The organism is Paraburkholderia sediminicola (genome assembly GCF_046027355.1).
GTDB classification, from domain to species: Bacteria; Pseudomonadota; Gammaproteobacteria; order Burkholderiales; family Burkholderiaceae; genus Paraburkholderia; species Paraburkholderia sediminicola_B.
The window spans coordinates 40,194-65,986 of sequence record NZ_JAQQEK010000033.1; the positions used below are offsets into that span (position 1 = coordinate 40,194).

The 25,793-nt window shown below is 61.1% G+C and carries 25 protein-coding genes; 7 read left to right on the forward strand and 18 right to left on the reverse strand.

Annotated elements, in window-relative coordinates:
- Positions 1-25: 25 nt before the first annotated feature.
- Together PQR42_RS36735 and PQR42_RS36740 are read left to right on the forward strand one after the other, a co-directional pair.
- Positions 26-793, forward strand: coding sequence for an SDR family NAD(P)-dependent oxidoreductase (locus tag PQR42_RS36735; RefSeq protein WP_408388681.1), 768 nt, complete (start codon positions 26-28; stop codon positions 791-793).
- An 11-nt stretch (positions 794-804) separates the two neighbouring features.
- Positions 805-1,608, forward strand: coding sequence for an enoyl-CoA hydratase/isomerase family protein (locus PQR42_RS36740; protein WP_408388521.1), 804 nt, complete (start codon positions 805-807; stop codon positions 1,606-1,608).
- A gap of 109 nt (positions 1,609-1,717) precedes the next feature.
- On the opposite strand, the gene PQR42_RS36745 is transcribed toward PQR42_RS36740, so the two are convergent.
- The 5 genes from PQR42_RS36745 to PQR42_RS36765 all read right to left on the reverse strand — a co-directional run bounded on the left by PQR42_RS36745 (position 1,718) and on the right by PQR42_RS36765 (position 7,311).
- Positions 1,718-2,173: an MEKHLA domain-containing protein gene (locus PQR42_RS36745; RefSeq protein WP_408211347.1), complete on the reverse strand. Its 456-nt coding sequence runs from the start codon at positions 2,171-2,173 to the stop codon at positions 1,718-1,720.
- Entirely contained in the window at positions 2,164-4,239 is a 2,076-nt protein-coding gene (locus PQR42_RS36750) for an FUSC family protein (protein ID WP_408495108.1), read from the reverse strand. Before PQR42_RS36750 ends, PQR42_RS36745 begins: the two co-directional genes overlap by 10 nt.
- Positions 4,240-4,329: 90 nt before the next feature.
- The gene (locus PQR42_RS36755) at positions 4,330-5,808 is read right to left on the reverse strand and encodes an aldehyde dehydrogenase (RefSeq protein ID WP_408222771.1); all 1,479 of its coding nucleotides are present in this window, start codon (positions 5,806-5,808) and stop codon (positions 4,330-4,332) included.
- 138 nt (positions 5,809-5,946) lie between these two features.
- The gene (locus PQR42_RS36760; protein WP_408388519.1) at positions 5,947-6,273 is read right to left on the reverse strand and encodes a DUF4148 domain-containing protein; all 327 of its coding nucleotides are present in this window, start codon (positions 6,271-6,273) and stop codon (positions 5,947-5,949) included.
- A 183-nt stretch (positions 6,274-6,456) separates the two neighbouring features.
- Complete coding sequence (locus PQR42_RS36765) at positions 6,457-7,311, reverse strand: LysR family transcriptional regulator (protein ID WP_408211339.1); 855 nt, start codon at positions 7,309-7,311, stop codon at positions 6,457-6,459.
- Positions 7,312-7,683: 372 nt separating this feature from the next.
- Here PQR42_RS36765 and PQR42_RS36770 point away from each other — a divergent pair, with 372 nt between their 5' ends.
- Positions 7,684-8,289 (forward strand): NAD(P)H-dependent oxidoreductase, encoded by a 606-nt coding sequence (locus PQR42_RS36770; protein WP_408495110.1) that lies wholly within the window; start codon positions 7,684-7,686, stop codon positions 8,287-8,289.
- Between the two features lie 15 nt (positions 8,290-8,304).
- Here PQR42_RS36770 and PQR42_RS36775 read toward each other — a convergent pair whose 3' ends face one another.
- The 7 genes from PQR42_RS36775 to PQR42_RS36805 all read right to left on the reverse strand — a co-directional run bounded on the left by PQR42_RS36775 (position 8,305) and on the right by PQR42_RS36805 (position 15,107).
- A complete protein-coding gene (locus tag PQR42_RS36775; RefSeq protein ID WP_408211333.1) occupies positions 8,305-8,982 on the reverse strand; it encodes a MarR family winged helix-turn-helix transcriptional regulator in 678 nt (225 codons plus the stop codon).
- A gap of 150 nt (positions 8,983-9,132) precedes the next feature.
- Positions 9,133-10,077 carry an alpha/beta hydrolase gene (locus PQR42_RS36780; RefSeq protein WP_408388514.1) on the reverse strand — a complete coding sequence of 315 codons (945 nt, stop codon included), beginning with the start codon at positions 10,075-10,077 and terminating at the stop codon, positions 9,133-9,135.
- Positions 10,078-10,085: 8 nt separating this feature from the next.
- The gene (locus tag PQR42_RS36785) at positions 10,086-10,910 is read right to left on the reverse strand and encodes an SDR family NAD(P)-dependent oxidoreductase (protein WP_408211327.1); all 825 of its coding nucleotides are present in this window, start codon (positions 10,908-10,910) and stop codon (positions 10,086-10,088) included.
- A gap of 13 nt (positions 10,911-10,923) precedes the next feature.
- A complete protein-coding gene (locus PQR42_RS36790; RefSeq protein WP_408211324.1) occupies positions 10,924-12,192 on the reverse strand; it encodes a Rieske 2Fe-2S domain-containing protein in 1,269 nt (422 codons plus the stop codon).
- 24 nt (positions 12,193-12,216) lie between these two features.
- Positions 12,217-13,518, reverse strand: coding sequence for a Rieske 2Fe-2S domain-containing protein (locus tag PQR42_RS36795; protein ID WP_408211321.1), 1,302 nt, complete (start codon positions 13,516-13,518; stop codon positions 12,217-12,219).
- 45 nt (positions 13,519-13,563) lie between these two features.
- The gene (locus PQR42_RS36800; protein ID WP_408211318.1) at positions 13,564-14,535 is read right to left on the reverse strand and encodes a PDR/VanB family oxidoreductase; all 972 of its coding nucleotides are present in this window, start codon (positions 14,533-14,535) and stop codon (positions 13,564-13,566) included.
- 53 nt (positions 14,536-14,588) lie between these two features.
- Positions 14,589-15,107 carry a bacteriohemerythrin gene (locus tag PQR42_RS36805; RefSeq protein ID WP_408211316.1) on the reverse strand — a complete coding sequence of 173 codons (519 nt, stop codon included), beginning with the start codon at positions 15,105-15,107 and terminating at the stop codon, positions 14,589-14,591.
- 272 nt (positions 15,108-15,379) lie between these two features.
- Between PQR42_RS36805 and PQR42_RS36810 the strand changes: the two genes are divergently transcribed.
- The 3 genes from PQR42_RS36810 (at position 15,380) to PQR42_RS36820 (ending at position 18,035) form a co-directional block, all read left to right on the forward strand.
- Positions 15,380-16,531 (forward strand): porin, encoded by a 1,152-nt coding sequence (locus PQR42_RS36810; protein ID WP_408211655.1) that lies wholly within the window; start codon positions 15,380-15,382, stop codon positions 16,529-16,531.
- A gap of 317 nt (positions 16,532-16,848) precedes the next feature.
- Positions 16,849-17,073: a DUF3563 family protein gene (locus PQR42_RS36815; RefSeq protein ID WP_408495114.1), complete on the forward strand. Its 225-nt coding sequence runs from the start codon at positions 16,849-16,851 to the stop codon at positions 17,071-17,073.
- Between the two features lie 152 nt (positions 17,074-17,225).
- The gene (locus PQR42_RS36820) at positions 17,226-18,035 is read left to right on the forward strand and encodes an alpha/beta fold hydrolase (protein ID WP_408388510.1); all 810 of its coding nucleotides are present in this window, start codon (positions 17,226-17,228) and stop codon (positions 18,033-18,035) included.
- Between the two features lie 159 nt (positions 18,036-18,194).
- Here PQR42_RS36820 and PQR42_RS36825 read toward each other — a convergent pair whose 3' ends face one another.
- The 3 genes from PQR42_RS36825 to PQR42_RS36835 all read right to left on the reverse strand — a co-directional run bounded on the left by PQR42_RS36825 (position 18,195) and on the right by PQR42_RS36835 (position 22,342).
- Complete coding sequence (locus tag PQR42_RS36825; protein ID WP_408388508.1) at positions 18,195-19,484, reverse strand: MFS transporter; 1,290 nt, start codon at positions 19,482-19,484, stop codon at positions 18,195-18,197.
- A 47-nt stretch (positions 19,485-19,531) separates the two neighbouring features.
- Positions 19,532-20,860 (reverse strand): MFS transporter, encoded by a 1,329-nt coding sequence (locus tag PQR42_RS36830; protein ID WP_408388506.1) that lies wholly within the window; start codon positions 20,858-20,860, stop codon positions 19,532-19,534.
- A gap of 207 nt (positions 20,861-21,067) precedes the next feature.
- Positions 21,068-22,342, reverse strand: coding sequence for a glucarate dehydratase family protein (locus PQR42_RS36835; RefSeq protein WP_408211301.1), 1,275 nt, complete (start codon positions 22,340-22,342; stop codon positions 21,068-21,070).
- Positions 22,343-22,551: 209 nt separating this feature from the next.
- Here PQR42_RS36835 and PQR42_RS36840 point away from each other — a divergent pair, with 209 nt between their 5' ends.
- Positions 22,552-23,256, forward strand: a complete 705-nt coding sequence (locus PQR42_RS36840) for a GntR family transcriptional regulator (protein WP_408211652.1) — start codon at positions 22,552-22,554, stop codon at positions 23,254-23,256.
- A 198-nt stretch (positions 23,257-23,454) separates the two neighbouring features.
- Here PQR42_RS36840 and PQR42_RS36845 read toward each other — a convergent pair whose 3' ends face one another.
- The 3 genes from PQR42_RS36845 to PQR42_RS36855 all read right to left on the reverse strand — a co-directional run bounded on the left by PQR42_RS36845 (position 23,455) and on the right by PQR42_RS36855 (position 25,773).
- The gene (locus PQR42_RS36845) at positions 23,455-23,991 is read right to left on the reverse strand and encodes a universal stress protein (RefSeq protein ID WP_408388504.1); all 537 of its coding nucleotides are present in this window, start codon (positions 23,989-23,991) and stop codon (positions 23,455-23,457) included.
- A gap of 112 nt (positions 23,992-24,103) precedes the next feature.
- The gene (locus PQR42_RS36850) at positions 24,104-24,661 is read right to left on the reverse strand and encodes a glycine zipper family protein (RefSeq protein WP_408388502.1); all 558 of its coding nucleotides are present in this window, start codon (positions 24,659-24,661) and stop codon (positions 24,104-24,106) included.
- Between the two features lie 314 nt (positions 24,662-24,975).
- Positions 24,976-25,773, reverse strand: coding sequence for a hypothetical protein (locus PQR42_RS36855; RefSeq protein ID WP_408388500.1), 798 nt, complete (start codon positions 25,771-25,773; stop codon positions 24,976-24,978).
- Positions 25,774-25,793: the final 20 nt, after the last annotated feature.

Consider the following 25,793-nt stretch of genomic DNA (forward strand, 5'->3'; position numbering starts at 1 on the left):
TCATCTCTTCGCGTGCGTAAACATCATGAACTCATCTGAAACTGGTCGCGACGCCGAAGTCGCAATTATCACCGGCGGTGCCAAAGGCATTGGTTTCGGTATTGCGTCGGCTTTGGCGCAAAAAGGTCGACGCATCGTCCTGTTTGACCTGGACCGCGATAGCCTCGAGGAAGCCACGACAACCCTTTCGCGCGCCGGGGCCGACGTCCTGGGCATGCCAGTGGACGTAACGAGCAGCGAATCCGTGAACCAGGCAGTGGATGCGGTCGCCGAACGACTGGGCCGGCTGGATGTTCTGGTGAACAACGCCGGCATCGTGAAAGACAAACGCATCACAAAGATGAGCGACGATGAGTGGGATTCCGTCATCAACGTCAATTTGAAATCGCAGTTTTTGTGCTGCCGGGCGGCCTTGAAACATATGGTTTCGGCCAACTATGGCCGCATCGTCAATATCTCATCACGGGCATGGCTGGGTGGGGTGGGGCAATCGAACTACTCGGCGGCCAAGGGTGGCGTGGTAAGCCTCACGCGAAGTCTCGCGCTTGAATGGGCGAGCGCTGGCATTACGGTGAACGCTGTTGCTCCTGGAATCGTGGACACGCCGCTGTTTCGCAAATTTGACGTCGAACTGCAGGAACGTCTGAAGAAATCGGTTCCGGTTCAGCGCATTGGAACGCCCGACGATATCGCCCAAGCGGTTCTGTTTTTCGCGCAAAAGGAATCGTCGTATATCACGGGACAGACGCTCTATGTCTGCGGTGGGCGATCGCTGTCCTCGCCGAGCGTTTGAGGAGCCAGGTCATGACTATCCATTACTCAGTTTCGGATCAAATCGCGACGGTTACCTTGGATCGTCCGGAAGCACTGAATGCACTCGATCTGGAGAGCCTGAAGGAACTCCGCGCCGTTCTGGCGGAGGCTCGAGATGACGAGGACGTTCGCGTCATTATCCTGACCGGTGCCGGGCGTAAGTCGTTCTGTGTGGGTGCGGATTTGAAAAACACGCTGCCGCCTTCGACCAACTTCAGTTCGTCGTTCGTGAAATCCATCGATCGCGCCGCTGCTGAAGGTGTCTACGTCCGCCTGATCGAACTCAGTTCGCTGCGAATCTTCAAGCCGATGATTGCCGCCATCAACGGTTATTGTCTGGGCGGAGGCCTTGAGCTGGCCCTTCAGTGCGACCTGCGCATTGCTGCCACCAACGCTGTGCTTGGCCTGCCTGAAGCTGTCGTGGGCAGCATTCCGGCTGTCTGCGGCATTCAGGCGCTTCAGAAAGCGGTTCCCTCCGCCGTCGCAATGAAAATGCTGCTGACGGGTGGCAAGGTCGACGCAGGATACGCAGAGCGTGTTGGGCTGGTGTCGGATGTGGTTGAGCCCGAATCCCTGATGAATAAAGCTTTGGAGCTGGCAAGGATCATCGCGGGTAACGGGCCGCTGGCCGTCCAGATGATCAAGAAAGTTGCCGAAACCAGCAGCAATGTGCCACTGACACAGGCTCTTGAATTCACGGAGTTGGCGTGGGGCGCAATGCGGGAATCGGAAGATCGCATCGAAGGGCGCCGGGCTTTCGCAGAAAAGCGCAAGCCGCAGTTCAGGGGTCGATAAAACCAGGGCGCTGGGAAGCAGTGTCCGAGGCCAGTGCGGACGCTCGGGCGTCACGACTGGCCTCTACCGCTCAAAAAGTAACGAGGTGCGGAAGAATTTGAACGTTGCGTCAGAGATCGGTCGTCTCAGGGATCATCGCTGCCTGACCTCGATATGTCCCGTCTTCATCGAGGAGTTGCCACACGGTGGCTCGTTCAATCCAGAAGCGCCTGCCGGATTTCGCCACCCGAATGCCGCGATATCCGGTAACGAAACCGTCGCGTCCTACCTGATCGAGGAACGCCTGGCGTTCGCTGCGCTCCGGTACTTCAGCCGACAATCGCGAATGCAGCGAGGTGAGCTCATCCCAATCGTATTCGAACAGGAACTGTGCGCGCTTGTTGCCATAGACGAACACGGGATCGGCGGCGGTGTTGTGCGCGAGAATGCCAAACGGGGCTTCGGCATAAAGCCATTCAACACCCTGAGCGACGCTTAATCCGTTGGGAACAAGCGGTTTCCCGAGGAGTCGCTCGTAAGACCCGGCGATAAGTTGAAAGAAACGGGTATCGGTATTCATTGCCATACAGTATTGCTCCTCGATTTCAGTTGATACTCCGCGCCGTTGGCGCAGCCCTCCGCCACCGCAATGCGCTGTATAAGCGAGGCAACTTCAAGAACCACTGCACGAGTTCCCAGTACGTGCTGATTGCCGGAAAGCTTTTCGTCACGAAGTTCGGCATCGACGACGATCAACCGCGTGTGCCACGATTGTAGTTCGAGACTCTGGAGGTCCGTCAGCAAGTCGTCGATGGTCTTTCTGGCGTTCAACGGAAGCAGCTCGACACGCGAAGCTTCCTTCAGCTTGAGAAGTTCACCTCCAATCTCTATCCACGCCATGCATTCTTCCACCTCCTTGACGGAGGCGGCAGGCAAAGCGAGTCGCACCAGCGTGTCGATGCTGCGGCATTGCCACGCATGGCGCATTTCGGCGGTTTGCTGCGCGATGGGTGAAGCGATCAAGGCCCTGATCGCGTCGGCTATCCGTTTGAGGCGCTGTTTGCGCCACTGGTGTTCAAGCCTGCGCGACGGGACAAGATGGAAAGCTAGCGCGGCCAGTGCGGAGCCGGCCAGCACACCCAGCGCATGCGCGCTTATGGCGACCGTGGTCGTATGAGCGATGGACTCTGGATCCGACACGACGAGGAACACCAGGCAAAAGCCCGACGCCCAGAACGCGTTCGAAAGCACGGACGCGACGATAATCCCCAGAAAGACAATGCCGCCCTCTGCGAGCGAAACGCCCATCGCGTGCGGGAGATGCGGTGAGACCGTCACGTAGAACAGGAACGCCGCGCCGGCGCCAACCGCGCCCGACGCGAGAAAATGACGGCCCGTATCTCGCGGGTCGGGCCGGATGGCGAAGAGGGCGATTGCGATCGCCGTAAACGCGACGAACAGCGGTCCGCCTTGCCAACCGGTGGCAATCCAGATAGCTCCGGCTAACAGTAACGCGAACCCGGCGCGCAACGCCGCAGCGATCGCGTAGCTATGATCAAGTGCGTAGACCGGGCCTGGATAGCTTTGTGTATCGACGCCTCCTCGTTCCCCTGTTAAGGCGGCATAGGTTCTCAGTGCGGTTTCCGTTGCGTCGAGGAGTGCGAATACGAGATCGATGCGCCGGCGTTCAATCGCATTTCGTGCCTGAATGGATGCGAGCATGCCACGCAATGCCTGCAGCTGACGCCGAAAGCCTGGCAGCTTTTCGATGTCGCGCGCCGGATCGTCGTGCAGCGCGCAAGCGATGGACGTAAGCAATGCGGATGCTGTGGTGACGGCGACATCGACCTCTTCGCTTATCGGGTTATTGCTGACGGCAGCCTCTTCGAAGTTCCGCTCGACGCTTCTCGACACGACGAGCAGATCGAGCAGTGCCGGCACGACTTTGTGCAAACGCCCAGCACGAGCCCATAGCGCCGGCGACTCGGCGACTGCACTGTGAACGGCGCCGTCAAGCGCCAGGATATCGCTCAACTGGTTACGCAGCCGTTGCGGGCCGGTGCCGTCAGCGGCCCATGCGCGCGGCAAGCCGGCAAGCCGGTCTGCGCCCCAGGTGCATGCCGTCGCAATCGCGCGACGAATACGTCGGCTTGCATGTCCGCTTTGTACGTCGCGCGACAAGAGAAGCACGATCAAGGCGCTGGCGATGCCGATGAAAATGCCGGCGCAACGATCTCGCCCCACCTCGAATAGTTGGCCGGTTTCGCCCGTGAGCGACATGGCAATGATGACAGCGCTGTAGCCGGCCAGTACCGCCGCGTAGGCGCGGTAGTGACGCAGCGAGAGACCTGCATACACAGAGACGGCGAGCCATGCTGCCAGCAAGCCGACGAGCAGCGGCTCGCTACCGTGCGCCGCGAAAGCGAGTAGAACGCCGGTTGGCGCGCCAATTGCCGTTCCGATCGCCCGGTTGAGCGATTTCAGCAGACCGTCCCCGCGTGCTGGAAGCCCGACGGAAACCGCGGTCCATGCGGCCCAATGCGGCTCGTGCAGGCCAAGGAGCAGCGAGCAAAGTAGCGCGAGCGTCGCGGCCAGTGCCGCACGGCCTGCGAACATCACGAGGCTATAAGAGGGTATCCATTTCGAACGCATTGCCTTGCCAACCCTTCAGTCGGTGTCCTTGCATAAGGACGATCGTCGGCGTGTGACTACGTCGGCGATCGTCCTGGCTGCTCAGCCTGCTCAGCTCAGCACGAACGGGTTTTCGACGCCCGGCGTGGGATTGATGAAGACACTCTTGGCTTCGAGGTATTCGTATATCGCGCGAATGCCATTCTCGCGGCCGATTCCCGACGCCTTCACACCGCCAAACGGCGCGAGATAGCTGACGAGGCGATACGCGTTGACCCACACGCTGCCGGCTTCGAGCTGCTTCGGCACCGTCATTGCGCGACGCAGGTCGCGCGTCCAGACGCCGGCCGCCAGACCATAGTTGCTGTCGTTGGCAATCGCGATCGCTTCCTCTTCCGTGTCGAACTTGATGACCGCCACGACCGGTCCGAATACCTCTTCCTGAGCGATGCGCATGTCGTTGCGAACATCGACGAAAATGGTCGGCTCGACAAAGAGGCCGTTCTCAGTGCCTGGCCGAGTGGAACGTCCGCCACCCAGAACGAGGCGTGCGCCTTCCTGTTTCGCCACGTCGATGTAATACAGCGTCTTTTCGAGTTGCGGCTGGGTCGAGACAGGGCCCATGTTCGTCTCCGGCGACATCGGATCGCCCAGTCGCACGTCCTGCATGAACTTCACCAGCCGCTCGACGAACTCGTCATGGATGCTCGAATGCACGAGCAGCCGTGAGCCGGCCATGCAGCTCTGACCCGTTGCCGAGAAGATGCCGGTCACAGCGCCCTTCACGGCATCGTCGAGGTTCGCATCCTCGAATACGATATTGGCCGACTTGCCGCCCAGTTCCAGTGAGACGCGCTTGAAAGAACGCGCCGCGTTTTCGTACACATGGCGGCCACCGCCCTCGCTGCCGGTGAAGGCGACGCGTGCGACCAACGGATGAGCGACGAGCGGTTCACCCACTTCTTTTCCGAAGCCGGTCACGATATTGACGACGCCGTCCGGCACACCAGCCTCTTCACACAGTTTCGCGAACAGAATGGAGGATGCGGACGAGAACTCGGATGGCTTGATGACGACCGTGTTGCCTGCTGCAAGCGCCGGTGCTATTTTCCATACCGCGAGCAGCAGCGGCGAATTCCACGGTGCGATCGTTGCCACTACGCCGAGCGGCTCGAACGTGCTGTAGTGGAAAATGCCGGGCTTGTCGAACGGTGTGACGTCGCCCTGAACCTTGTCGGCGAGGCCGCCGTAGTAGTAGAACCATTGCGGCAGATACTCCATCTGCTTGAGCATTTCGGCTTTCAGCTTGCCGTTATCCTTCACTTCCATGTCGGCCAGCTCCTCCGCATGCGCGGCGATCGCATCGCCGATCTTGTGCAGGACCATGCCGCGCTGGCTCGCTGTCATGGTCGCCCAGGGGCCGCGCTTGAACGCTGCATGAGCGGCGCGCACCGCGGCGTCGACATCTTCGGCGGTGCCGCGCGGCACCTCGGCCCAAATCTCCCCGTTGTAGGGGTTGAGGCTTTCGAACGTCCGACCATCGCTCGCACCGCGCCACTCGCTGCCGATGCGCATCTTGAACTGTTCCATCACGTTACTCCTTGACTGGTTACGGTGAGTTCATCGTAGTTGCCTGACCGGCGTCGCGGAACTCCCCATTACTGCACGCCGCATGTGAAGAAATGCGCATCGGGTTCTGGAGATGCGCATGCTTGCTCCACGCGACGTTCATTGACCGAAATAGATGCTGTCCCGTGCTTCGGGCGCGGTCACGGTGCGGCGTCCGCTTTGAGAGTGGCCCGCGACGGTGCCTCCCACGGCCGATGCGCTATCGTTCGTGGCAGCCGTGTTAGCGGCCTGTAGTGCGGCTGCTGCGCGCAACTGAGCGGAGGGGTACGTGGTATCGGGCGCGTCGAGTACACCCGCTTCGCGAGCCTGGATCAGTTCCGCCCGCACTTGCGCACGAGTCTTGCCGTAGCTGGCAGGTTCGGCGAACACAGTGGATGATGCGATTACAGTCGCAATGACAACAGCCGGGATCAGTACGCGTTTCATTTCATGCTCCTTGGGAGATCGAAGAGAAGACGTTCAACGACGAGGTGGAGGATCTACGCTCTGTCTCGTGCTGTTCGTCGATCGGTGAACTCATTATTGCCACCGGTCTTCTATCTGCCAATTCCCGAAATGCGCGGATGGTCCGTGAAGAAATGCACAAGCTTTTGTCATGTGCTGCCGGCGTCAACCGTCGCCGGGGAAACAGTTGGCAATGAACTGCATGACGCTACGAATGGCCGGTGCGTGCCGCAGATCGTTGTGGATGGAGAGCCATACTTCACGCGTCAGTGGCTCACCTGTACTTTCGATGAGACTCAGGCTCTCGTCCCAATCGCCAAGGAAATAGGGCAGGGCGGCCACGCCGACGCCGGCCCGCGCCGCCGAGACCTGCACGTCGAGACTGTTGCTGCGAAACACGACCGGACGCGAATCGGCTTGCGCGTCCAGCCATATCTGTTGCACGGTTCCGTCCATGCTGTCGTCGTATCCAATGAACTCATAGTCCGCGGCGACATGGGACGCCAGATAGTCCGGCGACGCATAGAGTGCAAATGGAATGACAGCGACCTTGCGCGCGACAAGGTCGGCCTCCGTCGGCCGGCTCAAGCGCACGGCGATATCGGCTTCCCGCCGTATTAGCGACACGTTGCGCGTATCCGCGATAAGCCGTACGTGCACCGCCGGATGCTGCGCACGCAATTTGCCGAGATGCGGCGCGATCACGCTGCTTGCCATCGCGGGCGGCGCGCTGATCACCACTTCGCCGGAAACGACTTCCTGCCCGGCGATCGACATCCGCTCGACAGCAAACGACTCTGCCTGCATGCGCTTGCCGCGTTCGGCGATGCGCTCGCCGTCTGTAGTCAGAACATAGGCACGCGGGCGGCGGTCGACTAGCTTGAGTTCAAGGGCCTGTTCGAGTGAAGCAATTCTCCGCGCGACGGTCGCGTGGTCGACCTTCAGTTGCCGCGCCGCTTTTGCGAGGGATTCTTCCTGACTGAACGCAACGAAATAGCGTAAATCCTCCCAGTCGAACATGGATGCTCTCCTTTTCTCTCTTGATCGTCCGAATCTCGAGGTGACGTAGCTGGACAAAGATATTAGAAGCGGACTGGACCGATCTCAATCAAATATTTTTGTGCCTACGATTGACTTTAGATGCAAGTCTGCATGTGCGCGGACTTGTGCATTGCTGCACCCACGGCCCGCATGTTTGGGGAGTTGGCGGGGCTGCTCAGGTGGGCAAGAATGGCTGCAACGGATCGACGCACCGGAGCGCGAAGGCGGATCTCGCGCAGACACCGGGTCGTTGGGTCCCTTCTTATCCGTCAAGGAGCCTGACATGAAACGCATCGTGATCACATCCAGCACGGCTGCGCGTATCGAGCGCGACCGCATCGATTTCCGTCATTGAGCGAGGACATCATGAGCAAGAAAACACTGGTCATACTCGCTCATCCGAACCTTGCCGAGTCGCAGATCAATGCGGCGTGGCGATCCGGGCTCGAGGAAGCTGCGGGTCCGGTCACGATTCGGAATATTTATGAGCTATATCCAGACTGGAATATCGACATCGCCGCGGAGCAGGCACTCCTAGAAAGCCACGAGAGGATCTTTCTGCAGTTTCCGCTCTATTGGTACAGCACTCCGCCGCTGCTGAAAAAATGGCTCGACGACGTCCTCGCTTATGGCTGGGCGTACGGCCCGGGTGGCAACCGGCTGGCGCACAAAGAAATAGGGCTGGTCGTATCGACCGGCAGTCCTGAAGCCGCTTATCAGACAGATGGCCGTGTGGGACACACGCTGGTCGAGCTGCTTCGTCCGCTCGAACAAACGACGCGCTTTGTCGGCGCGCGTTATTTGCCTCTTTTCGCGTTGCAGGGCGCGAATCACGTTATCCCGGCGGATCAATTGAGCCGTAGCGCGAACGACTATATCGAGCACATTCGGGCAGCGCACGATGAGGGCGAAATCATGGGCCACCAACGCCGGCGAACGGAGAGTCTCAGCATGTGAAGATGAATGGGATCATCAGCGGCTGCGCGGCGAGCGCCGCGTGCCCTTGGCCTGAGGCTTCGGCAATGCGTTGTCGGGCTCTTCAAGACCCGGAAGTACCAATTCTTCCATTAACGCCAGGGTCCGCAGGCAGAACTCGTTACCCGCAGCGCGTTCCGCCTCCGAAAAGTGTGCCATCGCAGGCGCGATCGACGACTCTTCCGCCAGCTTGACTATCGCCTTCTCAACAACATCAAGGCCCTTCCTGGTCAAATGGACGATGAATCCGCCGCCGTGACTTGGATCATGCTGACGTTCCACCATGCCAAGGCTCGCGAGACGGTCGATCTTTTTGGTAATGGCGCCCGAGGTAACGAGTAGCGCTCGATACAAGTCGGTTGGGCGCTTCGCGTACGGATGACCGCTGCGGCGCAGTGCCAGCAGCACACGCATGTCCGACCCGCTAATACCGCATAGGCCCTGGCACATTTTGTCAAACGCCTGTTCCACGAGCGTGCCGAGTCGCATGAAATAGATCGCGAGCAGGAAGTTGGAGAGATCGAGCTCGCTGTGTTCACGTTGCCACTGCAGCGTGATGAATTCGATCAGGCTGCTACCAGGAAGATTCGATTTCCTGGTGGGCTCCGACTGTTCCGATGCCGCAGTCTTGCGGGTTCGGGTAGGCGCGGGTCGCTTTGGCGCGGCGATGCTCATCTCGATGACTTCCCTGGAAGGATGTTCACTCCCGGCAAATTGTAGCGGGAGTGGCTCAATATGGCCGCGCACAATTGTACGTAAAATTTCCGGCGGCGCGTCAAAGATCAGGCGCGCGGCCGAGTAGTTCCGCTTTGATGATTGGCGTCGTTAACCCGCTTGCACCGCATTGCGCAACGCGTCGGCTATCTGGCGCTGGGCCAGCGTCGCCGCGTCGACCTGGCCGCGCATGCTGTAAAAGGTATGCAGCATGCCGAGGTATCGCACGCACGTCGCCGGGACGCCCGCGTCGGCCAGTTTTCGCGCGTAGGCTTCGCCATCGTCGCGCAAGGCATCACACTCGGCGGTGATCACGATGGCCGGCGGTAGCCCCGCATGGTTGTCGGCAAGGAACGGCGAGAGCTTCCAGGTTGTGGGCGTCACGCCGTGATCCAGCGCATACGTGCGAAATGCGTACTCGACGTCGGCCTTGCGCTGCATGAAGCCTTCGGCATAGGTGGACAGCGAGGCCACCTGTTGACGAGCATCGGTTGCCGGATAGACGAGCGCCTGAGCGAGAATGCGAGGCTTGGCGTGGTCCCGCGCAAGCAGGCAGACCACTGCCGCGAGATTGCCGCCGGCCGACTCGCCGAACACGGTCAAGCGTTCGGACGGAAGCCCCAGCTCGTGTCCGTGCTCGGCGACCCAGCAGGTCGCGGACCACACATCGTCCAACGCTGCAGGGAAGGGGTGTTCGGGCGCGAGCCGATAGTCGACACTGACCACCGCTAGTCCGGCGTCGTTGGCCAGGTGCCGGCATACCGCGTCGAAGCTGTCCCGATTGCCCATCAGCCATCCGCCGCCGTGAAAGGCCATCGTGACCCCTATGGCGCCTTTCGGATGGTAGATGCGTACGGGGATCTCGGCGTCGAGACCCGGAATCATGAAATCGAAAACCTTATCGATACGGGGGCCGGGCTCCCGCGCGGCAGTGCGTGCGGCGATGCCTGCGCGCGCCTCCTCGGGGCTCACCTCTGCCATGCTCGGCTTCGCTGCGGCGTTTGCAGCGATAGCGCGAAGCGACGGGTGGATGTGGTTTTGAGAGGAAGAAGACATTGTTGATTTCAGGGAGTCGGGGTCGTTGAGGGAGCGAACGTAATGGAGGGAATGGCGGCAAGGACGCTGAGGCCGCCATCGACAGTGATGATTTCACCGGCCATATGGGCGCTCAGGTCGGAGGCAAGGAATAACAGATGGCCCGCGATTTCTGCCGGCGTGGCAGCCCGGCCAATCGGAATGGCGCGACCGACGGTCGTCCACGTCGCTTCGTCCAGACGCTGATTCAGTCGCGGCGTGCGGACGAAACCCGGAGACACTGCATTGATGCGCACGTTGTGGGGGGCATACTCGACGCCCGCGCAGCGCACGAGGTGATGCAACGCCGCCTTCGAAGCCGCGTAGGCCACCTCGTTCGGCACCGCGCGATCGCCGGCGAGCGAGCCGACAAACGCAAAGGTGCCGCCACCATCGGCCTTCATCATTTCGCCGGCAATTTGAATCGCGAGGTATGCGTGGCGTACGACGATATCGAATTGCTGGTCCCATGACGCATCGTCGACGGCAGAGAGCGGCTTGATTCCCGCGATACCGATGATATCGACGACGCCATGAATGCGGCCGAAGTGCTGGCGCGCGGTGTCGAACACGCGCTGCATGTCGACGCGAGATGTTGCGTCCGCCACGCACGGTATGCCGTCCACAGTGTCCGCAATGTTGCGGGCGAGCGTCTCGTCGCGGTCGACGCAGAGCACGCGAGCACCGGCCTGTGCCAGTGCATGAACGGTCTGCGCGCCGATACCCTGGCCGGCGCCAAGCACGACAAAACCGCGGCCGTCGAGTCGTAACAAGGACAAGTAGTCCGGAACGTCGTTATGGGTGTTGTTGCTCATGCGAGTCTCCTCCTCAGGCTGCCACTACCTGGCGATGTGACGGCAGCAGCTCTTGCCAGGCTACACCGTCTTCGAGTTGTCGGTCGCAGGCGCTCACGCCCCGGAGGTCGAGGCCGAGCGCGGGCGGTTGCTGGTTCTGCGTCACACGCTTGATCGAATCCAGCAGCACACGGCGCACGCGCACGACAGCCTGGTCGGCAGGCACCAGATGCTCGCGCGAACGGTCGTAGAGCGGCCCTTGAGACAGCCCGATCGTTGCGTCCTCCACCTCGACGCCACGCAATCCGGTCCAGCTTTCCTTCATCAGCTCGCGGTCCTGGCCAAAGGTGTCCGTCCAGCTAGCCGTGAACGTGCAATTCTTGCGGTCGTAGTACGTGGGGTCGTTCAGCCCGAGCAACTCGATGATCTTTTCTTCAGCCACCGGGGCGTCGCCGTGAACGACGATGTAGGTGCTGGTGTGTGTGTCGTCTTCGGGGACTTCGAGGACGGTGAACTGAAACGCCGGAGCAGGGATGATGCGGCCATACGGGACGATAAATGGGACCACGCGCGCGTTACGGACTCCCGGGTCGTCAGTCTTGCGCAGAGCGACATAGTGGAAGCCGAAGGCTGTCTCTTCGATTTTCAGAGCCGGTTCCAGGTCATTGGATGCAAGCGCAGCGGGATTGATTACGTCAGGGTTGCGTGTGAACTCGTTGTCTTTCCAGCCGGGGCGTGCCATGTTGGTGTGCAGTACGCCGACATGAGAGCTGTCCTCTCCACCCTCTACCAACTGCAGATAGTTGCAGGCAACGTTGACGCGCAGCACGACGCGATGGTTCGGTTCCGCGTCCATGAAGGCATAGCGGGAAAACGCCGGCAGCAACTCGATTGGGCCCACATACGCCCAGACGATGCCGCCTTCCTCGCGTACTGGAAAGGCTGGTGCCTTCATTCGTGTAGCGTACTTGGGATCGGCGTGATTCGGTGTTTCCATGACGGTACCGGACGCGCTGAACTTCCAGCCGTGATAGAGGCAACGGATGCCGCCTTCCTCGACCCTTCCCAGTGCGAGCGATGCACCCCGGTGCATGCACAGCTCTTCCAGAAAGCCGACCTTGCCCTCGGTGTCCCGGAACGCGACATAGTTCTCGCCGAGCAGACGCACGCGCAGCGGCGCGCAGTCCGGATGCGGCAACTGGGCCGAGGTGCACACTGGGTGCCAGAAGCGTCGCATCAAGTTTCCGCCCGGGGTACCCGGACCGATACGGCAAAGAATCTCGTTGTCTGCGTGGCTCAACATTTAATGCTCCTTTCCTGAATTTCGTTATTCACTGCGCTCTGCACGTACACCATGGGACGAAACGATCCGATGGTGCGGAACCAGGGTGCGCCAGTTCTCGTCGATACCGATCTCGCCGGACACGCCTATTGCGCTGCCAGCGTCCGCTCGCAGCGCGGCTATCTCCTGCTGGTCACGGGCCGCCCGGGCGTACGCCAGCAAGCAGCGCTGAAGACGGCTGATCGCGATGTCGGCCGTGGACAGCATCTCCTGCGACCGGTCGCGAATCGCGCCGCTCGAAACGCTGCACGCGGCGTCTTCCTGCGTGATGCCGTCAAAACCGGTGAAGTGACCGCTCCGCTGCTGCGCGCGGTCCTGGCGGTAGCCATTGGCGACGGACATGGCGGCCGCAGAGTCGCAGGTGTCGGTCGTCATCCCGTACTTGCGCAGCGTCGGCTCATCCAGACCCACGAACGCGAGCTGCTCACTGCGTAACGGTTCTTCGCCAATGCGCTTTTCGGCGTCCCACCACACGTGATACAGATTGCAGCGCTCGTCGCTAACCGGGACGATCGCAAGCCAGACATCCCCGTTCGCGTTGGCGATGAAGCAGGGTGCGATGAACGCTGTGACTCGAGCGATGCGCTTATCTCCGGTTTGGCGGATTGCCACGTAGTGGAAACCGAAGTCCGTCTCGTCTGCTTCGATCTTTGGGGTTGCGTCGAACTGCATATGCGAAGTTTTCCTCGCATAGTCGAGATCGGAGTCGTTAGTCCTGGCTAGCGCGGAACTATGAAGGACGGTCAAATGCGATGAGTCGACGAGACCTTCCATCACCTGAACAAAATTGGCGTTGATGACCGCGCAGGCGTTGATGCGGTGCGCGTCCGGCTGGTCCATGAAGGCCGTGTGCGGGAAGGGCGGCGCTTCACCCTTGGGACCCAGATAACCCCAGACGATGCCACCCGCTTCCCGCACGGGGTAGGTTCGACCCTTGATGCGCTCCTTGAATTTCGGGTCCTCGATGTTCGGGGTCTCGAGGACAGTCCCATCCACCGCAAACTTCCAGCCGTGATAGATGCAGCGCAGACCATCGCCCTCCGAACGAGCCAACTGCATTGAAGCGCCCCGATGCAGGCAACCTTCTGCATAGAGGCCGGGGCGACCCTGCTGATCGCGCCACACGACAAACCGCTCGCCCAGCAGCTCTACCGTCTGTGGTTCTCCATTCGCCCGCGGCATGTCCGACGACTGGATGACGGGCAGCCAGAAGCGGCGCATTGCCTCGCCCATCGGCGTACCCGCTCCGATACGGCACATCAATTCGTTATCTTGCTTGGTCAACATGTTGATCCCCTCGCTACAGTGTCAGGCAGTGAGTAACAGGTGGCCTCAAAGATCGAGCACCAGCCGGGAAGTCTTGGCGCGCGAGCAGCACGGCATGAAGCTGTCGTTGCGTGCCCGCTCTTCGTCCGTCAGATAAAGATCTCGATGGTCGGGCGCGCCAGCCAGCACCTTCGTCATGCAGGTGCCGCAAACGCCCTGCTCGCAAGACAGTGGCAAATTGAAACCGGCGTCGAGCAAGGCGTGGGCGGCACTTTGATCCGCATGAACCTCGATGACCTGACCACTGCTACCGATCTCGATTTCGAACCGTCCGTCCTCCGAAGAATCGATTGGCGTTGCCGCGAAATATTCACGGTGCAGGTGTCCCTCGTCCCAACCGAGTTCGCGCGCGGTCTGCAGGATGTGGTCCATGAAGCCGTTGGGTCCACACACGTAAAGATGCTTGTCGGAAGATGGCGAGCCTATTGCGGAGCGGGCATCGAGTTGCTGGTCAGGGGCGCCGTCGTCGACGTGCACATGCATCTGCGAACCGTCGCCGAATTGCGCTTGTTGCAGGCGATCGACGAAAGCCATGCGCGACAGCGTGCGCCCACAATAGTGCATCGCGAATGGGCGGTGTTCACGCGCCAGTTGCTGCGCCATGCAGAGAATCGGCGTGATACCGATGCCGCCCGCGAACAGGATCGAATGGTTGTTTTGACCGTTGTGCAGGCTGAAGTGGTTGCGCGGGGCGCTGATCGTAAGTGTGTCTCCCGCATGCACGTTCTCGAGAAGCTTCACCGAGCCGCCGCGGGATTGGGGGTCCCGCAACACGCCGATACGGTAGCAGGGGTAATCGCCCGGCAAGTCATACAAGGAGTACTGACGTACGGGGCCACCAGGCACATGCAGGTCGATGTGCGCACCTGCTTCGAAGGCAGGCAGTGCACCATCCGCCAATGGCGAGAGCTCATAGCCGGCAATGTCGTCCGCCAGCCAGGTCCTGGCAGAGACTTTGACTTGCAGCAAAGTGTTCATAGGGGTCGATGTGTGTTCCATGACGGATATAGGCGTAAAGAGAGGAGAGCGTGTCAGGCGGCGATGTGAAGCCGACGCCGGATGACGACTGGCGAGGCGCCCAGTTGTCGCTGTACCAGCCAGCGCGCCAGACCTTGATCCATCACGCGCACATGCTCCGGAAACCAATCCACCAGCGCTCGGGCAAAAGAGCGGACGACCTCGGTCCGTCCATCAGCCAACATGGTCCGTACCTCGTCGAGGGATCGGAGCACGGCAGCGTGTTCCTCGATATGGCAGCCCGCTGAACCGTAGGCTGTATCGCGCATCGAGGCGTCCTCGTCGCCAAAGTGGCGGCGCGCATGCTCGGCAAACGCTTCGAGTGCGCTCTCAAGATTTTCGTCGTCCGTTGTCAGCAGCGTGTGTACACACGCGACAAACTCGTGGTGCGTCTCGTCCATCGCCTGATGGCCAAGGGCATAGTCGTCATGCCAGGCGAAGCTGGACAGCACACGATCCTTCTCCCACGCTGGGTTCGGTGATGGTGCAGCACCGCGACCGTGGATTGTCTGGTGGTCTTTCAACTGCTTCATTTTTCAACGAACTCCTGCTCAATTGATCACGTCGATCTATTACGTCTTCCGAGGAAGATACTATTCTGCTCGATGCGTGTCGAGGTAGGGCAAACGCCAATATGTGCAAATCTCGACAAAAACGGCGAATCCGTGAGTAAGACTCGCCGCTCCTGACGACCCCAAGCCTCAGGCGATCCAAATGCGGGTAACTCCCGACGGCAAATCGTTTGACAGGGAAGACGACTGAAATTTATCTTCCGTGGAAGCATTTAACCAAAGGGAGATAGATGATGAGTTCGCGGCTGGGTCGGACGGGATGTGCATTCTCGTGGCGTCAGACAATTTGGTGGGGACTCACGTCTCTTGCGGTATGTGTGCCGGGAGCATCGCAGGCACAGAGCTCTGTCACTCTGTATGGGATTATCGATACCGGTATCGAGTACGTGACAAACGTCGGTGCTCACAAGTCCAGCGTCGTGCGTATGCCGTCGCTCACGGGATCGATACCGTCGAGGTGGGGCTTCCGTGGCAAGGAGGATCTGGGTGGTGGTCTGAGCGCGGTTTTTGTATTGGAGTCGGGCTTTGCCCCGTCACAGGGCACACTGAATCAAGGTGGCCGCCTGTTCGGCCGGCAGGCATATGTCGGACTTTCAGGGCGGTGGGGGACGTTATCGCTAGGCCGGCAATATTCTCAGATCTATTGGGCCTTGCCGGGTGACACGATGGGGCCGAATGTCTATGCCGCCGGCGATCTGGACCCGTACTTGTCTCAGGCGCGGCTCGACAACGCTGTCGCCTACACGTTCACGTCATCGGGGCTGACCGTGGGCTTCACTTATTCGTTCGGGCGTGACGCGGTGGATTCTGCGCCGGCAGGCGGATGCGCCGGGCAGTCGCCGACGGACTGGCGGGCCTGCAAGTCAATGTCTGCCATGGTGAAATATGAAGCGGCGACATGGGGCGTAGCCACGGCTATCGACCGCAACTACGGCGGTGGCGGCGTCGGCTCGCCCCAGCCCAATACCTCGCAAACTGATACACGCGCCGTCATCGACGGCTATGTGAAGCTGGGTACCTCGACAATCGGCGCGGGTTTCCTCCATCGAATTAATCACGGGGTGCAGACCCCGACTGTTTTCGACGCGGTCAGCAACTACTGGTGGCTTGGCGGGACTTATTTTCCGGTTCCGCAAATCGCCCTTGACGCCCAGTTCGGACATATATCCGTGAACGGTGGGAGTTCCGCGGGAGCCTCCGTGATTGCAGCGCGCGCGTCATACCTATTGTCCAAGCGCACTTCCGTGTACGTCACAGCAGGACGTATGTTCAACCAGCGCAACGCAGCGTTCACGATTGATGGCGGCGTGATTCCACCCGGCTCTACACCGTTGCCCGGGGTGGATCAAACGGGTGCAATGGTGGGCGTTCGCCACCAGTTCTAAATGGATAGTGAACGCTCGATGTCACTGCGCTGTAGTCGGACGTTCACACTGGAACTCGTGACCGAGTTCTCGCACGTTTCCGAAACGTGGCGCTCGGTACCGCACGACACACTACCGGACACGTGTTTGTCGCGGCCCGACTTCCACTCGAATATTCGTCGGCCACGCGACGACACTTCGCCCCATCCGCATCCCTCAAAGACCGCTGAAACGTCCGTCAAACAAGGCTCGCTGCAATGTGGCATGGACTCTGCATCACGCAGCGTCCAGCCGTAGCACGGCCCGCCCATCCATCGAAGTCGGATGCCCCGCACCGGATGCACGCCTGGAACCCACGTATCGCGCCCCGTTCGTGCGCGATACGCCATCGACCAGGCAGCCAACCGGAGAACGTTTTGTTCATCTTGCTCTTCTATCTTTATCCGTTGCTGAGAAAGGCGCTTGACCGCGCTGAACACAGTCGTCGTGACGCGTACCTCGCGTCCGCCGCCGACATGGGCGAACTCGAACGCCGTATGCATTTGACGGAGATTGACCGCTGAGGCGACAAACCACGCGCGCGCTCTCAATCAGTTTGGACGCCTGGACATGTGCGCCGGCGTCTCGATCATAGCCAGCCGCCCGCGCCGCGCCGATAGTAGAGACTTCCGCGATCCGGCATCCGTGCGCGTAACTTCTGAGTTCCATGAACGACATGAACAGCACTATCGCTTCGCAAGCATTCTCATCCGCAACGTCGGTTATCGCACTGCATTGCTCCGGCTCGGGAGCGGCGCAATGGCGCAAGCTCGGCGAGGCGCTCGGCTCGCGCCATGCGTTCGTCGCGCCCGAGCACTACGGCTGCGATAGCACAGGCCCGTGGAGCGGCGAGCGCGCGTTCACGCTCGCGGACGAGGCCGCGAGGACCATCGGCATCATCGATGCCTCGCGTGGCAAGGTGCATCTCGTCGGCCACTCGTATGGCGGTGGCGTGGCGTTGCGCGCGGCCGTCGAACGGCCGGAGCGCATCGCGAGCATTACGCTCTACGAGCCCTCGGCGTTTCATCTGCTGAAGGTGATGGGCGCGCACGGAGCGCATGCACTGGCGGAAATCATCGCGATCTCGAAGCGCACCGCGGATGGCGTGACCTGTGGCGACTATCGGGGCGCGGCGGCTTCGTTCGTCGATTACTGGGGCGGCCGGGGCGCATGGGAAGCGTTGCGGCCCTCGGTGCAGGCGGCGCTCACACGCTGGGCGCCGAAGGCGCCGCTCGACTTCCGCGCGCTGCTCGACGATCGCACGCCCGCAAGCGCGTACACGGGCCTGCGTGTTCCGGCGCTGATCATGCGCGGCCAGCACGCGCCCGTGCCGACGCGCGCGATCGCTGAGCGGCTGCCGATGCTGCTGCCCGCGGCGCGTCTTGCGATCGTCGAGGGTGCGGGACACATGGGGCCGCTCACGCACGCCGACAGCGTCAACGCGATGATCGTGCGGCATATCGCCGAGGCGGATGCGACAGCTTGAACTGGTCTCCTGAGTAAACCAATAAGCACGTACCGCAGACAAACCAGGGAGCGTTACGCGATATCTTGCAGCGGTCCGGCGCTCAGACGAGAAGGTGTCGACAAAAAGCGATCCCTGTTTCGGAAATCGCCGTTGCGAAGACCTTCAGCCGAGAGGAGTCTAGTGCTCCAGATTCACAGGCGTCATGCGTGGCATGAGCAGATGAATGATGCCGAGCGCGACCAGATAAGCCGATGCACCGACAGCGAAGAGCACCCAATACTGACCGGTGCACTGCAACGTCTCGCCGATGACGCCCGAGTAGAAGAACGAGCCGATCATCCCTGCCACGCCGCCGATACCGACCACCGTGCCAACCATCCGGCGCGGAAACACGTCGCCGACGGTCGTGACAAGATTTGCCGACCACCCTTGGTGAGCCGCTGCGGCGAGGCCGACAGCGAAGACTGCGTACCAGAGGCTCTGAAAGAGCGAAAGTGTGGCAATCGGAAGTACGCACAGCGCGCAGACACCCATTGCGATCTTGCGTGCGACATTAGGTTTGTGGGAACGCTGCATCAGCCGGGACGACAACCATCCTCCAGCCACGCTGCCGACGGATGCCATCGTGTAAATGACAATCAACGGCAGCCCAAGATTGGCGATGTCGATGTGCCTCGACTCATTGAGCCATTTGGGCAGCCAGAACAAATAAAACCACCACACCGGATCGGTCAGCAGTTTGCCAAAAATGAACGCCCACGTTTCGCGGTACTTCAGCACTGAAAGCCAGCTCACGCGTTGCTCGACGCTTTCGTCCCGATCCGAATTGATGTAATCCAGCTCGCGCTTCGATACCGACGCATGCTCCGCCGGAGGACGGTACACGAGCAGCCACACCGCCAGCCACACGAAGCCGGCCGCCCCTCCGGCAATGAACGTCGCACGCCAGCCCCACATGACAGCGGCAATCGGTACGAATGCGGGCGCAACGATCCCGCCGACGGTTGCGCCCATGTTCCACAGGCCCGTGGCCAACGCACGCTCCTTCTTTGGAAACCATATGGCTGTGGTGCGGATGGCGACGGGGAAATTGGCCGCCTCGCCGAACCCGAGCAAACCGCGCACGGCCGCGAAGCCGGGGACGGTCGCCGCCATCGCGTGCAGCATCGCGGCGAGGCTCCACATCGCCATGGCACTGCCGTAGACCACTTTAGTGCTGATCCGATCCGCGATTCGGCCGAACGTCGCGAGACCCGCTGCATAGGCAACCGTGAACACCATCACAGTCTGCGCGTACTGGACCTGATTCCAGCCAATGTCTTTTTGCAGCAGCGGCGCGAGCAGGCCAAGCATCTGGCGATCCATATAGTTGATCGTCGTTGCAAAAAAGATGAGCGCGCAGATGGTCCATCTGTATCGTCCGACGGCCGATTGATCGGCGACGGAACGGACTTCTAACATTTTCATCGTGTCTCCGCAAAGTTTTTAATCAGGCAAACTGGTTCGCGCACGGCCTACAACGCGAGTGCGGATCGCCCCTCGCGCGGCTTCATCCGGGAAAAGAAGACGACCCCGGCTGCCACCACCGACATCAAGGCCAGCCCGGTGAGGCCGCCTTCGATCGAGCCGGTTTTTTGCTCGAGCAAGCCGAAGGCCGCCGGCGCAACGAAGCCGCCGAGATTGCCGATCGAATTGATCAGCGCCAGCACCGCCGCGGATATCCGCGCATCCAGGTAGCCTTGCGGAATCGGCCAGAACAACGCCGACGCGGCTTTAAAACCGATCGCCGCAAAGCAGATCGCGACGAACGAGAACATTGGACTGCCCTGGCCGGCGGCATACATGCCGAGCGCGGCGATCAGCAGCACGCACGCAACCCATGCCTGCTGAAACTTGAAGCGCGCCGCGAGCATCGCGAAGAAATACATCGCCACGATCGAGATCAGCCACGGGATCGAATTGAAGAGCCCGACCTGGAAATCGTTGAAATGGCCCATCTTGCGAATGATGCTGGGCAGCCAGAACGTTGCGCCGTAGATCGTCAGCGAAACCGAGAAATAGATCACGCAGAAGATCAGGATCTGTGGGTCGCGCAGCAGAGTCCAGACGGACGGCTTGACCGCATGCGCCGCATCGCGCTCGCGCTGTTCTTCCTCTATCTCGGCGACGACCGCATCCTGCTCGGCGCCGCTCAGCCATCTGGCGTCGCGCGGCTTCGAATCGAGCCAGAACCAGATGAAGCCGGCCAGCACCACCGAGGCCATGCCTTCGATCACGAACATCCACTGCCAGCCGTGCAGACCCCAGCCGCTGATCAGCATCAACGCGCCGGAGATGGGCCCGGAGAGTATCGAGGCGAGCGCCGAGCCGCTGAGAAAGATCGCCATCGCCTTACCTCGCTCGTCGCGCGGCAGCCATTGGGTGAAATAGAAAATGACGCCCGGGAAGAAGCCGGCCTCGGCGGCGCCGAGCAGCAACCGCATCGCATAGAACGACATCTCGCCCCGGACGAACGCCATGCCGACCGCGGCCAGACCCCACGTGAACATGATGCGCGTGAGCCAGGCCTTCGCGCCGAAGCGCTGCAGCAGCATGTTCGACGGCACTTCGAAGACCGCATAGCTGACGAAGAAGAGCCCTGCGCCGAGTCCATAGGCCGCGGCACCGATGCCGAGATCGGCGCTCAGATGCTGGCGGACGAAGCCGATGTTCACCCGGTCGATGTAGTTGACGACGAACATCACGACGAAGAGCGGCAGCACATGCCACTTAATCTTGCGCACGGCGCTTGCCAGCGCGTCCGCTCGGTCCGGGCCGGCCGCGGCCGGGATGGATCTGCTCATCGGCTTGTCTCCTTTGTCGACCGGAGTTAGCGCTTTAGCGCTTACTCCGGTCCCATGCAAAGCGGTCGACCGGAGTTAGCGCTTTAGCGCTTACTCTGGTCCCATGCAAAGCGGTCGACCGGAGTTAGCGCTTCAGCACTTACTCCGGTCCCATACAAAATAGTTGCCAAGTGGCAACGCGCATCTCGCGCGACACCTCTGGTCGGGTCAGAAGCGCGGATTCTTGCCGCTAAAACTCGGGTCGTACTTCTGCATCTGCTTCAGGTCGTCGCGATTGCGCACGCCGCACGACAGATACTGAGCATGCAGTTCGGCCAAACGGTCGCGGTCGAGCTCCACACCAAGGCCCGGTATGGTGGGCACGCGTAGCGCGCCGTTGTCGAAGCTCACGCGGCCGCCCTTGATGACTTCTTCTTCCTGCCACGGGTAATGGGTGTCGCACGCGTAGGTCAGGTTGGGGATGCTCGCCGCGACGTGCGTCATCGCCATCAGGCTGATGCCGAGGTGCGAGTTGGAGTGCATCGACATGCCCAGATCCCACAGCTTGCACATGCGCGCGAGCGTCTGGGTCGCGCGCAGACCACCCCAGTAGTGATGATCCGACAGCAACACCTTGACCGAACCCATCTCGGCGCCACGGCGGAAATCTTCCATGGTCGTGATCACCATGTTGGTCGCGAGAGGCAGGCGAGTATGTTTCGCCAGTTCTGCCATGCCTGCGAGCCCCGGACACGGGTCTTCGTAGTACTCGAGCAGCTCGTCGAGTTCGGGAGCGGCCGCGATGCTCGTTTCGAGCGTCCAGTTGGCGTTCGGATCGAGGCGTAGTGGCACGCCGGGGAAAGCCTGATGCAGCGCACGCATGCACGCGATCTCGTGCGCCGGCTCGAACACGCCGCCCTTGAGCTTGATGCTCTGGAAGCCGTACAGGTCGATCATGCGACGCGCCTGCGCGACGATCTGCTCCGCGCTAAGGCCTTCGCCCCAGGCATCGGGCGCATAGGGCTTGTCGATGTGCTCCGCGTACTTGAAAAAGAGGTACGCGCTGTAGGGCACGGCGTCGCGAACCTTGCCGCCGAGCAGATCGACGATCGGCGCGCCGACGATTTGCCCCTGCAAGTCGAGCATCGCGACTTCGAGCGTGCTGATGACTTTCGGCGCGTTCTTGGCCGAGTGCGAGCCGGGGGCGAGTTCGAATTCGACCGCGCCCGAGCTCGGCTTGATCGCCGCGCGCACGCGTTCTTCCATCCGGTTCAGGTCGAACGGCGACAGGCCGATCACCAGCGCCTTGGCCTGCTCGAGCACACGCAGCATCGGCTCGTCACCATACGTCTCCGAGATGCCCACGCGGCCATCGCTCGTCTCGAGCTCGACGATGGCGCGCAATGCCCACGGTTCGTGGATGCCGGCAGCGTTGAGCAGAGGGCCGTCGCGGAAGGCGATCGGCGTAATTCGCACCTGAGTGATGGTGATGTCGCGAGTCATGGCGGCAGTCCGGAAATGGAAGCGTTTGATGTGGATGGACGCATGGTAAAGCACTAATGTATTAGTGCGTCAGTGGGGAAAACCCATATCATCGGATGCCGAAAAACGGCCGCACGCTTGCAGGGAGCGGGTGAGCGTCGGCTATAGTATTAATATTTCAGCGGGTGGAAACAGCAGTGCCCGCCTGCGCCCACGCTTCTGGTCCTGCCATGAAAATCAACGCTTCCCCGACGAGGGCGACCCGGCTAGACCGGTCCCGCCATGCCGCGCCGCAAGTATTCGAACGCCTGCGCGAAATGATCCTGTCCCTCGAACTGGCGCCCGGCACGGTGCTCTCGCGCGCCGATCTGGCGACGCAGTACGGTCTGAGTCAGACGCCCGTGCGCGACGCGTTGATGAAGCTCGGCGAGGAAGGCCTCGTCGACATTTTTCCGCAGCACGCCACAGTCGTCAGCCAGATCAACGTGACTTCCGCGTTGCAGGCGCACTTCCTGCGCCGCTCGATCGAACTGGAAATCGTGCGCACGCTTGCGGAGCAGCGCGATGCCGCACTGATCGGTCAGTTGCGCGCCACGATTGCCGGGCAGATGGAAGTGCGCGACCTGAAGAACTACGAGCAGTTCTCGCTGCTCGACCAGGCCTTTCATCGCCAGATGTACGAGGCGGCGGGCGTGCCGCAACTCTGGGATCTGGTGCGCAGGCTGAGCGGCCACATTGACCGGCTGCGTCGCCTGCACCTGCCGGTGAAGGGCAAGACGATGGCGGTCGTGCGCGATCACACCGAGATCGTCGATGCAATCGAAAGGGGCGATGCCGAGGCCGCGCAGGCGGCGCTGCGCAAGCATCTCTCGGGTACGCTGAACCAGGTCGATGAGATCCGCACGAGGCATCCGAGTTTTTTGACGGACGTCTGAATGCGATTGGAGAAGCGTGTGCAAGCGCCGTCGAAACTCGATCGGCCGATTTCGGCGATGGCCGTCGTCGGTCGTCATTTGATGACGCTCGAACGACCAGCCACATTCGTCGAAGCGACAACTCGCTCGCCGTCATTCGCTCCATTCACGTAGGCCACTAACGCGCGCCGTCGCGGCGAGTGCCCCAAAAAACGGCTGTCAGACGCTAGCCTGTACGCGCGTTTTAGCCGGTCGGTGTCGGGCGGTAAATACATCAGCCCAACGTGCGCCGGCACGACGCGCCGAACTCAATACGATTGCAGCGGCCGCGATCTGGACTGGCCTGCCGGAGCGGCGCACCACCTCCGATGCCACGTCTTCACTCAGCCAGCACCACCGGGACGCGCTTCGTTCGCCGAGAAGAATCAGGTCAGCGCCCGTCTCGTCAGCAACAGCGGCGATCGCGCGACCGACCGTCATGCCGGACATCGGCAGCGTAACCATGCGGACTTCCGCTTCAGGCGCTTGATCGTCCAGTACATTCCTGACATGCGCGACGACTTTGCGTCCGTGCGCGCTCATTGCCTCGATGATCAAGCCAAAGTTGTCGTCAGCGGCCCCCAAATAAGAGGGCGTCGGGTCGACCACATGCAGTGCGACAATTTGTGCGTCGTACTTTCGCGCGGTTTCAATGGCCGACGCCAGGACGGTATCGGCCGAATTTGCACTGATTGCAACGAGAATCTTCGTAAACATGGTAAGCGCCCTCATGTAGCGGTTAAGTCAGACACGACAGCAGACTTGAGTTGCTCGTGATCCATGACTGCATCATCACTCGGCGGAGTGAGCGGAAAATTAGCTGAAGCAATCAGTAGGACCAGTAGCCGAAGCGTTGCGGGTAGCCGTACACGACAGGAGCCGGGGCATACGCAACAGGAGGCGGAGCGTAGACGGGGGCCGTGGTATAGACAGCTGGTTGAGAAATACTGTTGCCCTTAGATGCCATGCATTGCGCGTAGGCGGCGTTATATCGCGCCTGCAGACTGGCTGAAGTGGCTTGGGCGCCGTTTGCACCTACGGCACTGCCAAGCAGCAGGCCCGCGCCCGCACCGATCGCTGCGCCGACGCCGGCGTCGCCTGCCGCGGCGCCGAGCAACGCACCGGCGGCCGCTCCGCCCACGGTTCCGATCGCACTGCTGCCGACGCCGGCTGGTATCGCGCCGTGTGTTTGTCCGGCGGCATCGTCAGAGCGGAATGCGTAGTCGCGGCATGCATAGTCTTCCTGCTGGAACACGCTAATCGGCTTGCCACTTGGTGGCAATGCGACGACTGACGGGCCAGTCGGCGGCATGACGGCGCAGCCGGTGAGCGCGACGGCAATCAAGCACGCGGGCAAGGCGATACGAGTGGTTCTTAAGAGTTTCATGATGTTCGTCCCCTGATTCGATGACGCCATCTTGAACGCGCACAGTTAGCGCTGAATTAGCTTGACGCCGCACAGGGCGGACGCGGATTTGTGTACCTGACGGACAAGAATCGGGGAGGACGGGCACGCGGACCGATTGGAGGAGAGCGCAGGTTGTCCGACGCAGCGCGCATTGAAAAGAATGAAAAACCATGCACCGGACACGTCCCTGCAGTTTTTCAGCGACTGTTTTCTTGCCGTATACGCGAGGGGCTAGCAGGTCAAGCGTGTTTGGTAGAGACGGCTAGTGCTAGCGCCGTGAGCGCAAGAACGCATCACCCGCCGCTCGGAAAATACGATGCGTCGACGAGATAATGCTCGCGGGTGAATGCGCCGTAGATGTATTGCGGGTTCTCGACGTCCTTGTTGTAGTACTCGTGCCACCAGCTTGCCGACTGCCAGATCGCCTCCGGGCAACTGGACCGGCTCTCGAGTCCGGGCGTGAGATCGAATCCATTGGCCGCATACGCCGTCTCCAGCATCGCAGCCGAAGGCATGCCGAAGCCTTCGCCCAGTGGATTCGACGGCACGCCGCAACCCCACGCATAGCCTATCCAACGCAGCAGCAGGCTCGCCAGATCAATCGACATGCGCTCACGGCGCAGTTGCGTGAGACTCGCTTGAATCGCTTCTCCCGCGACGGGCCACACGATGAGCGCCAGGTTCGGATACTGTTCGGGCGAGTCGATATGTGCGAGCGTGCTTGTCTGGATCGCATTGCAGATCGGCGCAAATCCGTCGGGCGGATACCATGCGTCAGGTGAAAGCGACACGCTGGTCACTTCCGTGTCCTTCGTCGCGGCTTTGCTTCTCACGCCAACGAACATCGCCTGCGACCACGAACTCGGCGACATGTCACTGCGCACGTGTGCCTGCGCGAGTCTCAAGCGGAACGACAGCGGGTCGGCGCCGCCGATCAACAGGACGAAACTGTGTTCCTTGAGGCCTTTCAACGGGACGCTCTTGAGCGCCCGATTGATCCACACGATGTTGCCTTCCTTCTTCTGCCGCGTCAGCGCGAGTAGATTCTTATTGCGTGCTGCCGCTCTTGACCGGCGTGCGATGACTGACATGATGGTGGTCTCCCTTTGAT

Excerpts from the sequence above, each read along its gene's own strand:
- PQR42_RS36750 (WP_408495108.1), bottom strand. The coding sequence starts at position 4,239 with ATGCGTTCGAAATGGATACCCTCTTATAGCCTCGTGATGTTCGCAGGC.
- PQR42_RS36765 (WP_408211339.1), bottom strand. The coding sequence starts at position 7,311 with ATGTTCGACTGGGAGGATTTACGCTATTTCGTTGCGTTCAGTCAGGAA.
- PQR42_RS36775 (WP_408211333.1), bottom strand. The coding sequence starts at position 8,982 with ATGAGCATCGCCGCGCCAAAGCGACCCGCGCCTACCCGAACCCGCAAG.
- PQR42_RS36785 (WP_408211327.1), bottom strand. The coding sequence starts at position 10,910 with ATGAGCAACAACACCCATAACGACGTTCCGGACTACTTGTCCTTGTTA.
- PQR42_RS36805 (WP_408211316.1), bottom strand. The coding sequence starts at position 15,107 with ATGAAGCAGTTGAAAGACCACCAGACAATCCACGGTCGCGGTGCTGCA.
- PQR42_RS36790 (WP_408211324.1), bottom strand. The coding sequence starts at position 12,192 with ATGTTGAGCCACGCAGACAACGAGATTCTTTGCCGTATCGGTCCGGGT.
- PQR42_RS36810 (WP_408211655.1), top strand. The coding sequence starts at position 15,380 with ATGAGTTCGCGGCTGGGTCGGACGGGATGTGCATTCTCGTGGCGTCAG.
- PQR42_RS36830 (WP_408388506.1), bottom strand. The coding sequence starts at position 20,860 with ATGAGCAGATCCATCCCGGCCGCGGCCGGCCCGGACCGAGCGGACGCG.
- PQR42_RS36800 (WP_408211318.1), bottom strand. The coding sequence starts at position 14,535 with ATGAACACTTTGCTGCAAGTCAAAGTCTCTGCCAGGACCTGGCTGGCG.
- PQR42_RS36835 (WP_408211301.1), bottom strand. The coding sequence starts at position 22,342 with ATGACTCGCGACATCACCATCACTCAGGTGCGAATTACGCCGATCGCC.
- PQR42_RS36825 (WP_408388508.1), bottom strand. The coding sequence starts at position 19,484 with ATGAAAATGTTAGAAGTCCGTTCCGTCGCCGATCAATCGGCCGTCGGA.
- PQR42_RS36845 (WP_408388504.1), bottom strand. The coding sequence starts at position 23,991 with ATGTTTACGAAGATTCTCGTTGCAATCAGTGCAAATTCGGCCGATACC.
- PQR42_RS36755 (WP_408222771.1), bottom strand. The coding sequence starts at position 5,808 with ATGGAACAGTTCAAGATGCGCATCGGCAGCGAGTGGCGCGGTGCGAGC.
- PQR42_RS36735 (WP_408388681.1), top strand. The coding sequence starts at position 26 with ATGAACTCATCTGAAACTGGTCGCGACGCCGAAGTCGCAATTATCACC.
- PQR42_RS36795 (WP_408211321.1), bottom strand. The coding sequence starts at position 13,518 with ATGTTGACCAAGCAAGATAACGAATTGATGTGCCGTATCGGAGCGGGT.
- PQR42_RS36840 (WP_408211652.1), top strand. The coding sequence starts at position 22,552 with ATGAAAATCAACGCTTCCCCGACGAGGGCGACCCGGCTAGACCGGTCC.
- PQR42_RS36815 (WP_408495114.1), top strand. The coding sequence starts at position 16,849 with ATGCACGCCTGGAACCCACGTATCGCGCCCCGTTCGTGCGCGATACGC.
- PQR42_RS36855 (WP_408388500.1), bottom strand. The coding sequence starts at position 25,773 with ATGTCAGTCATCGCACGCCGGTCAAGAGCGGCAGCACGCAATAAGAAT.
- PQR42_RS36850 (WP_408388502.1), bottom strand. The coding sequence starts at position 24,661 with ATGAAACTCTTAAGAACCACTCGTATCGCCTTGCCCGCGTGCTTGATT.
- PQR42_RS36745 (WP_408211347.1), bottom strand. The coding sequence starts at position 2,173 with ATGGCAATGAATACCGATACCCGTTTCTTTCAACTTATCGCCGGGTCT.
- PQR42_RS36740 (WP_408388521.1), top strand. The coding sequence starts at position 805 with ATGACTATCCATTACTCAGTTTCGGATCAAATCGCGACGGTTACCTTG.
- PQR42_RS36760 (WP_408388519.1), bottom strand. The coding sequence starts at position 6,273 with ATGAAACGCGTACTGATCCCGGCTGTTGTCATTGCGACTGTAATCGCA.
- PQR42_RS36780 (WP_408388514.1), bottom strand. The coding sequence starts at position 10,077 with ATGTCTTCTTCCTCTCAAAACCACATCCACCCGTCGCTTCGCGCTATC.
- PQR42_RS36820 (WP_408388510.1), top strand. The coding sequence starts at position 17,226 with ATGAACAGCACTATCGCTTCGCAAGCATTCTCATCCGCAACGTCGGTT.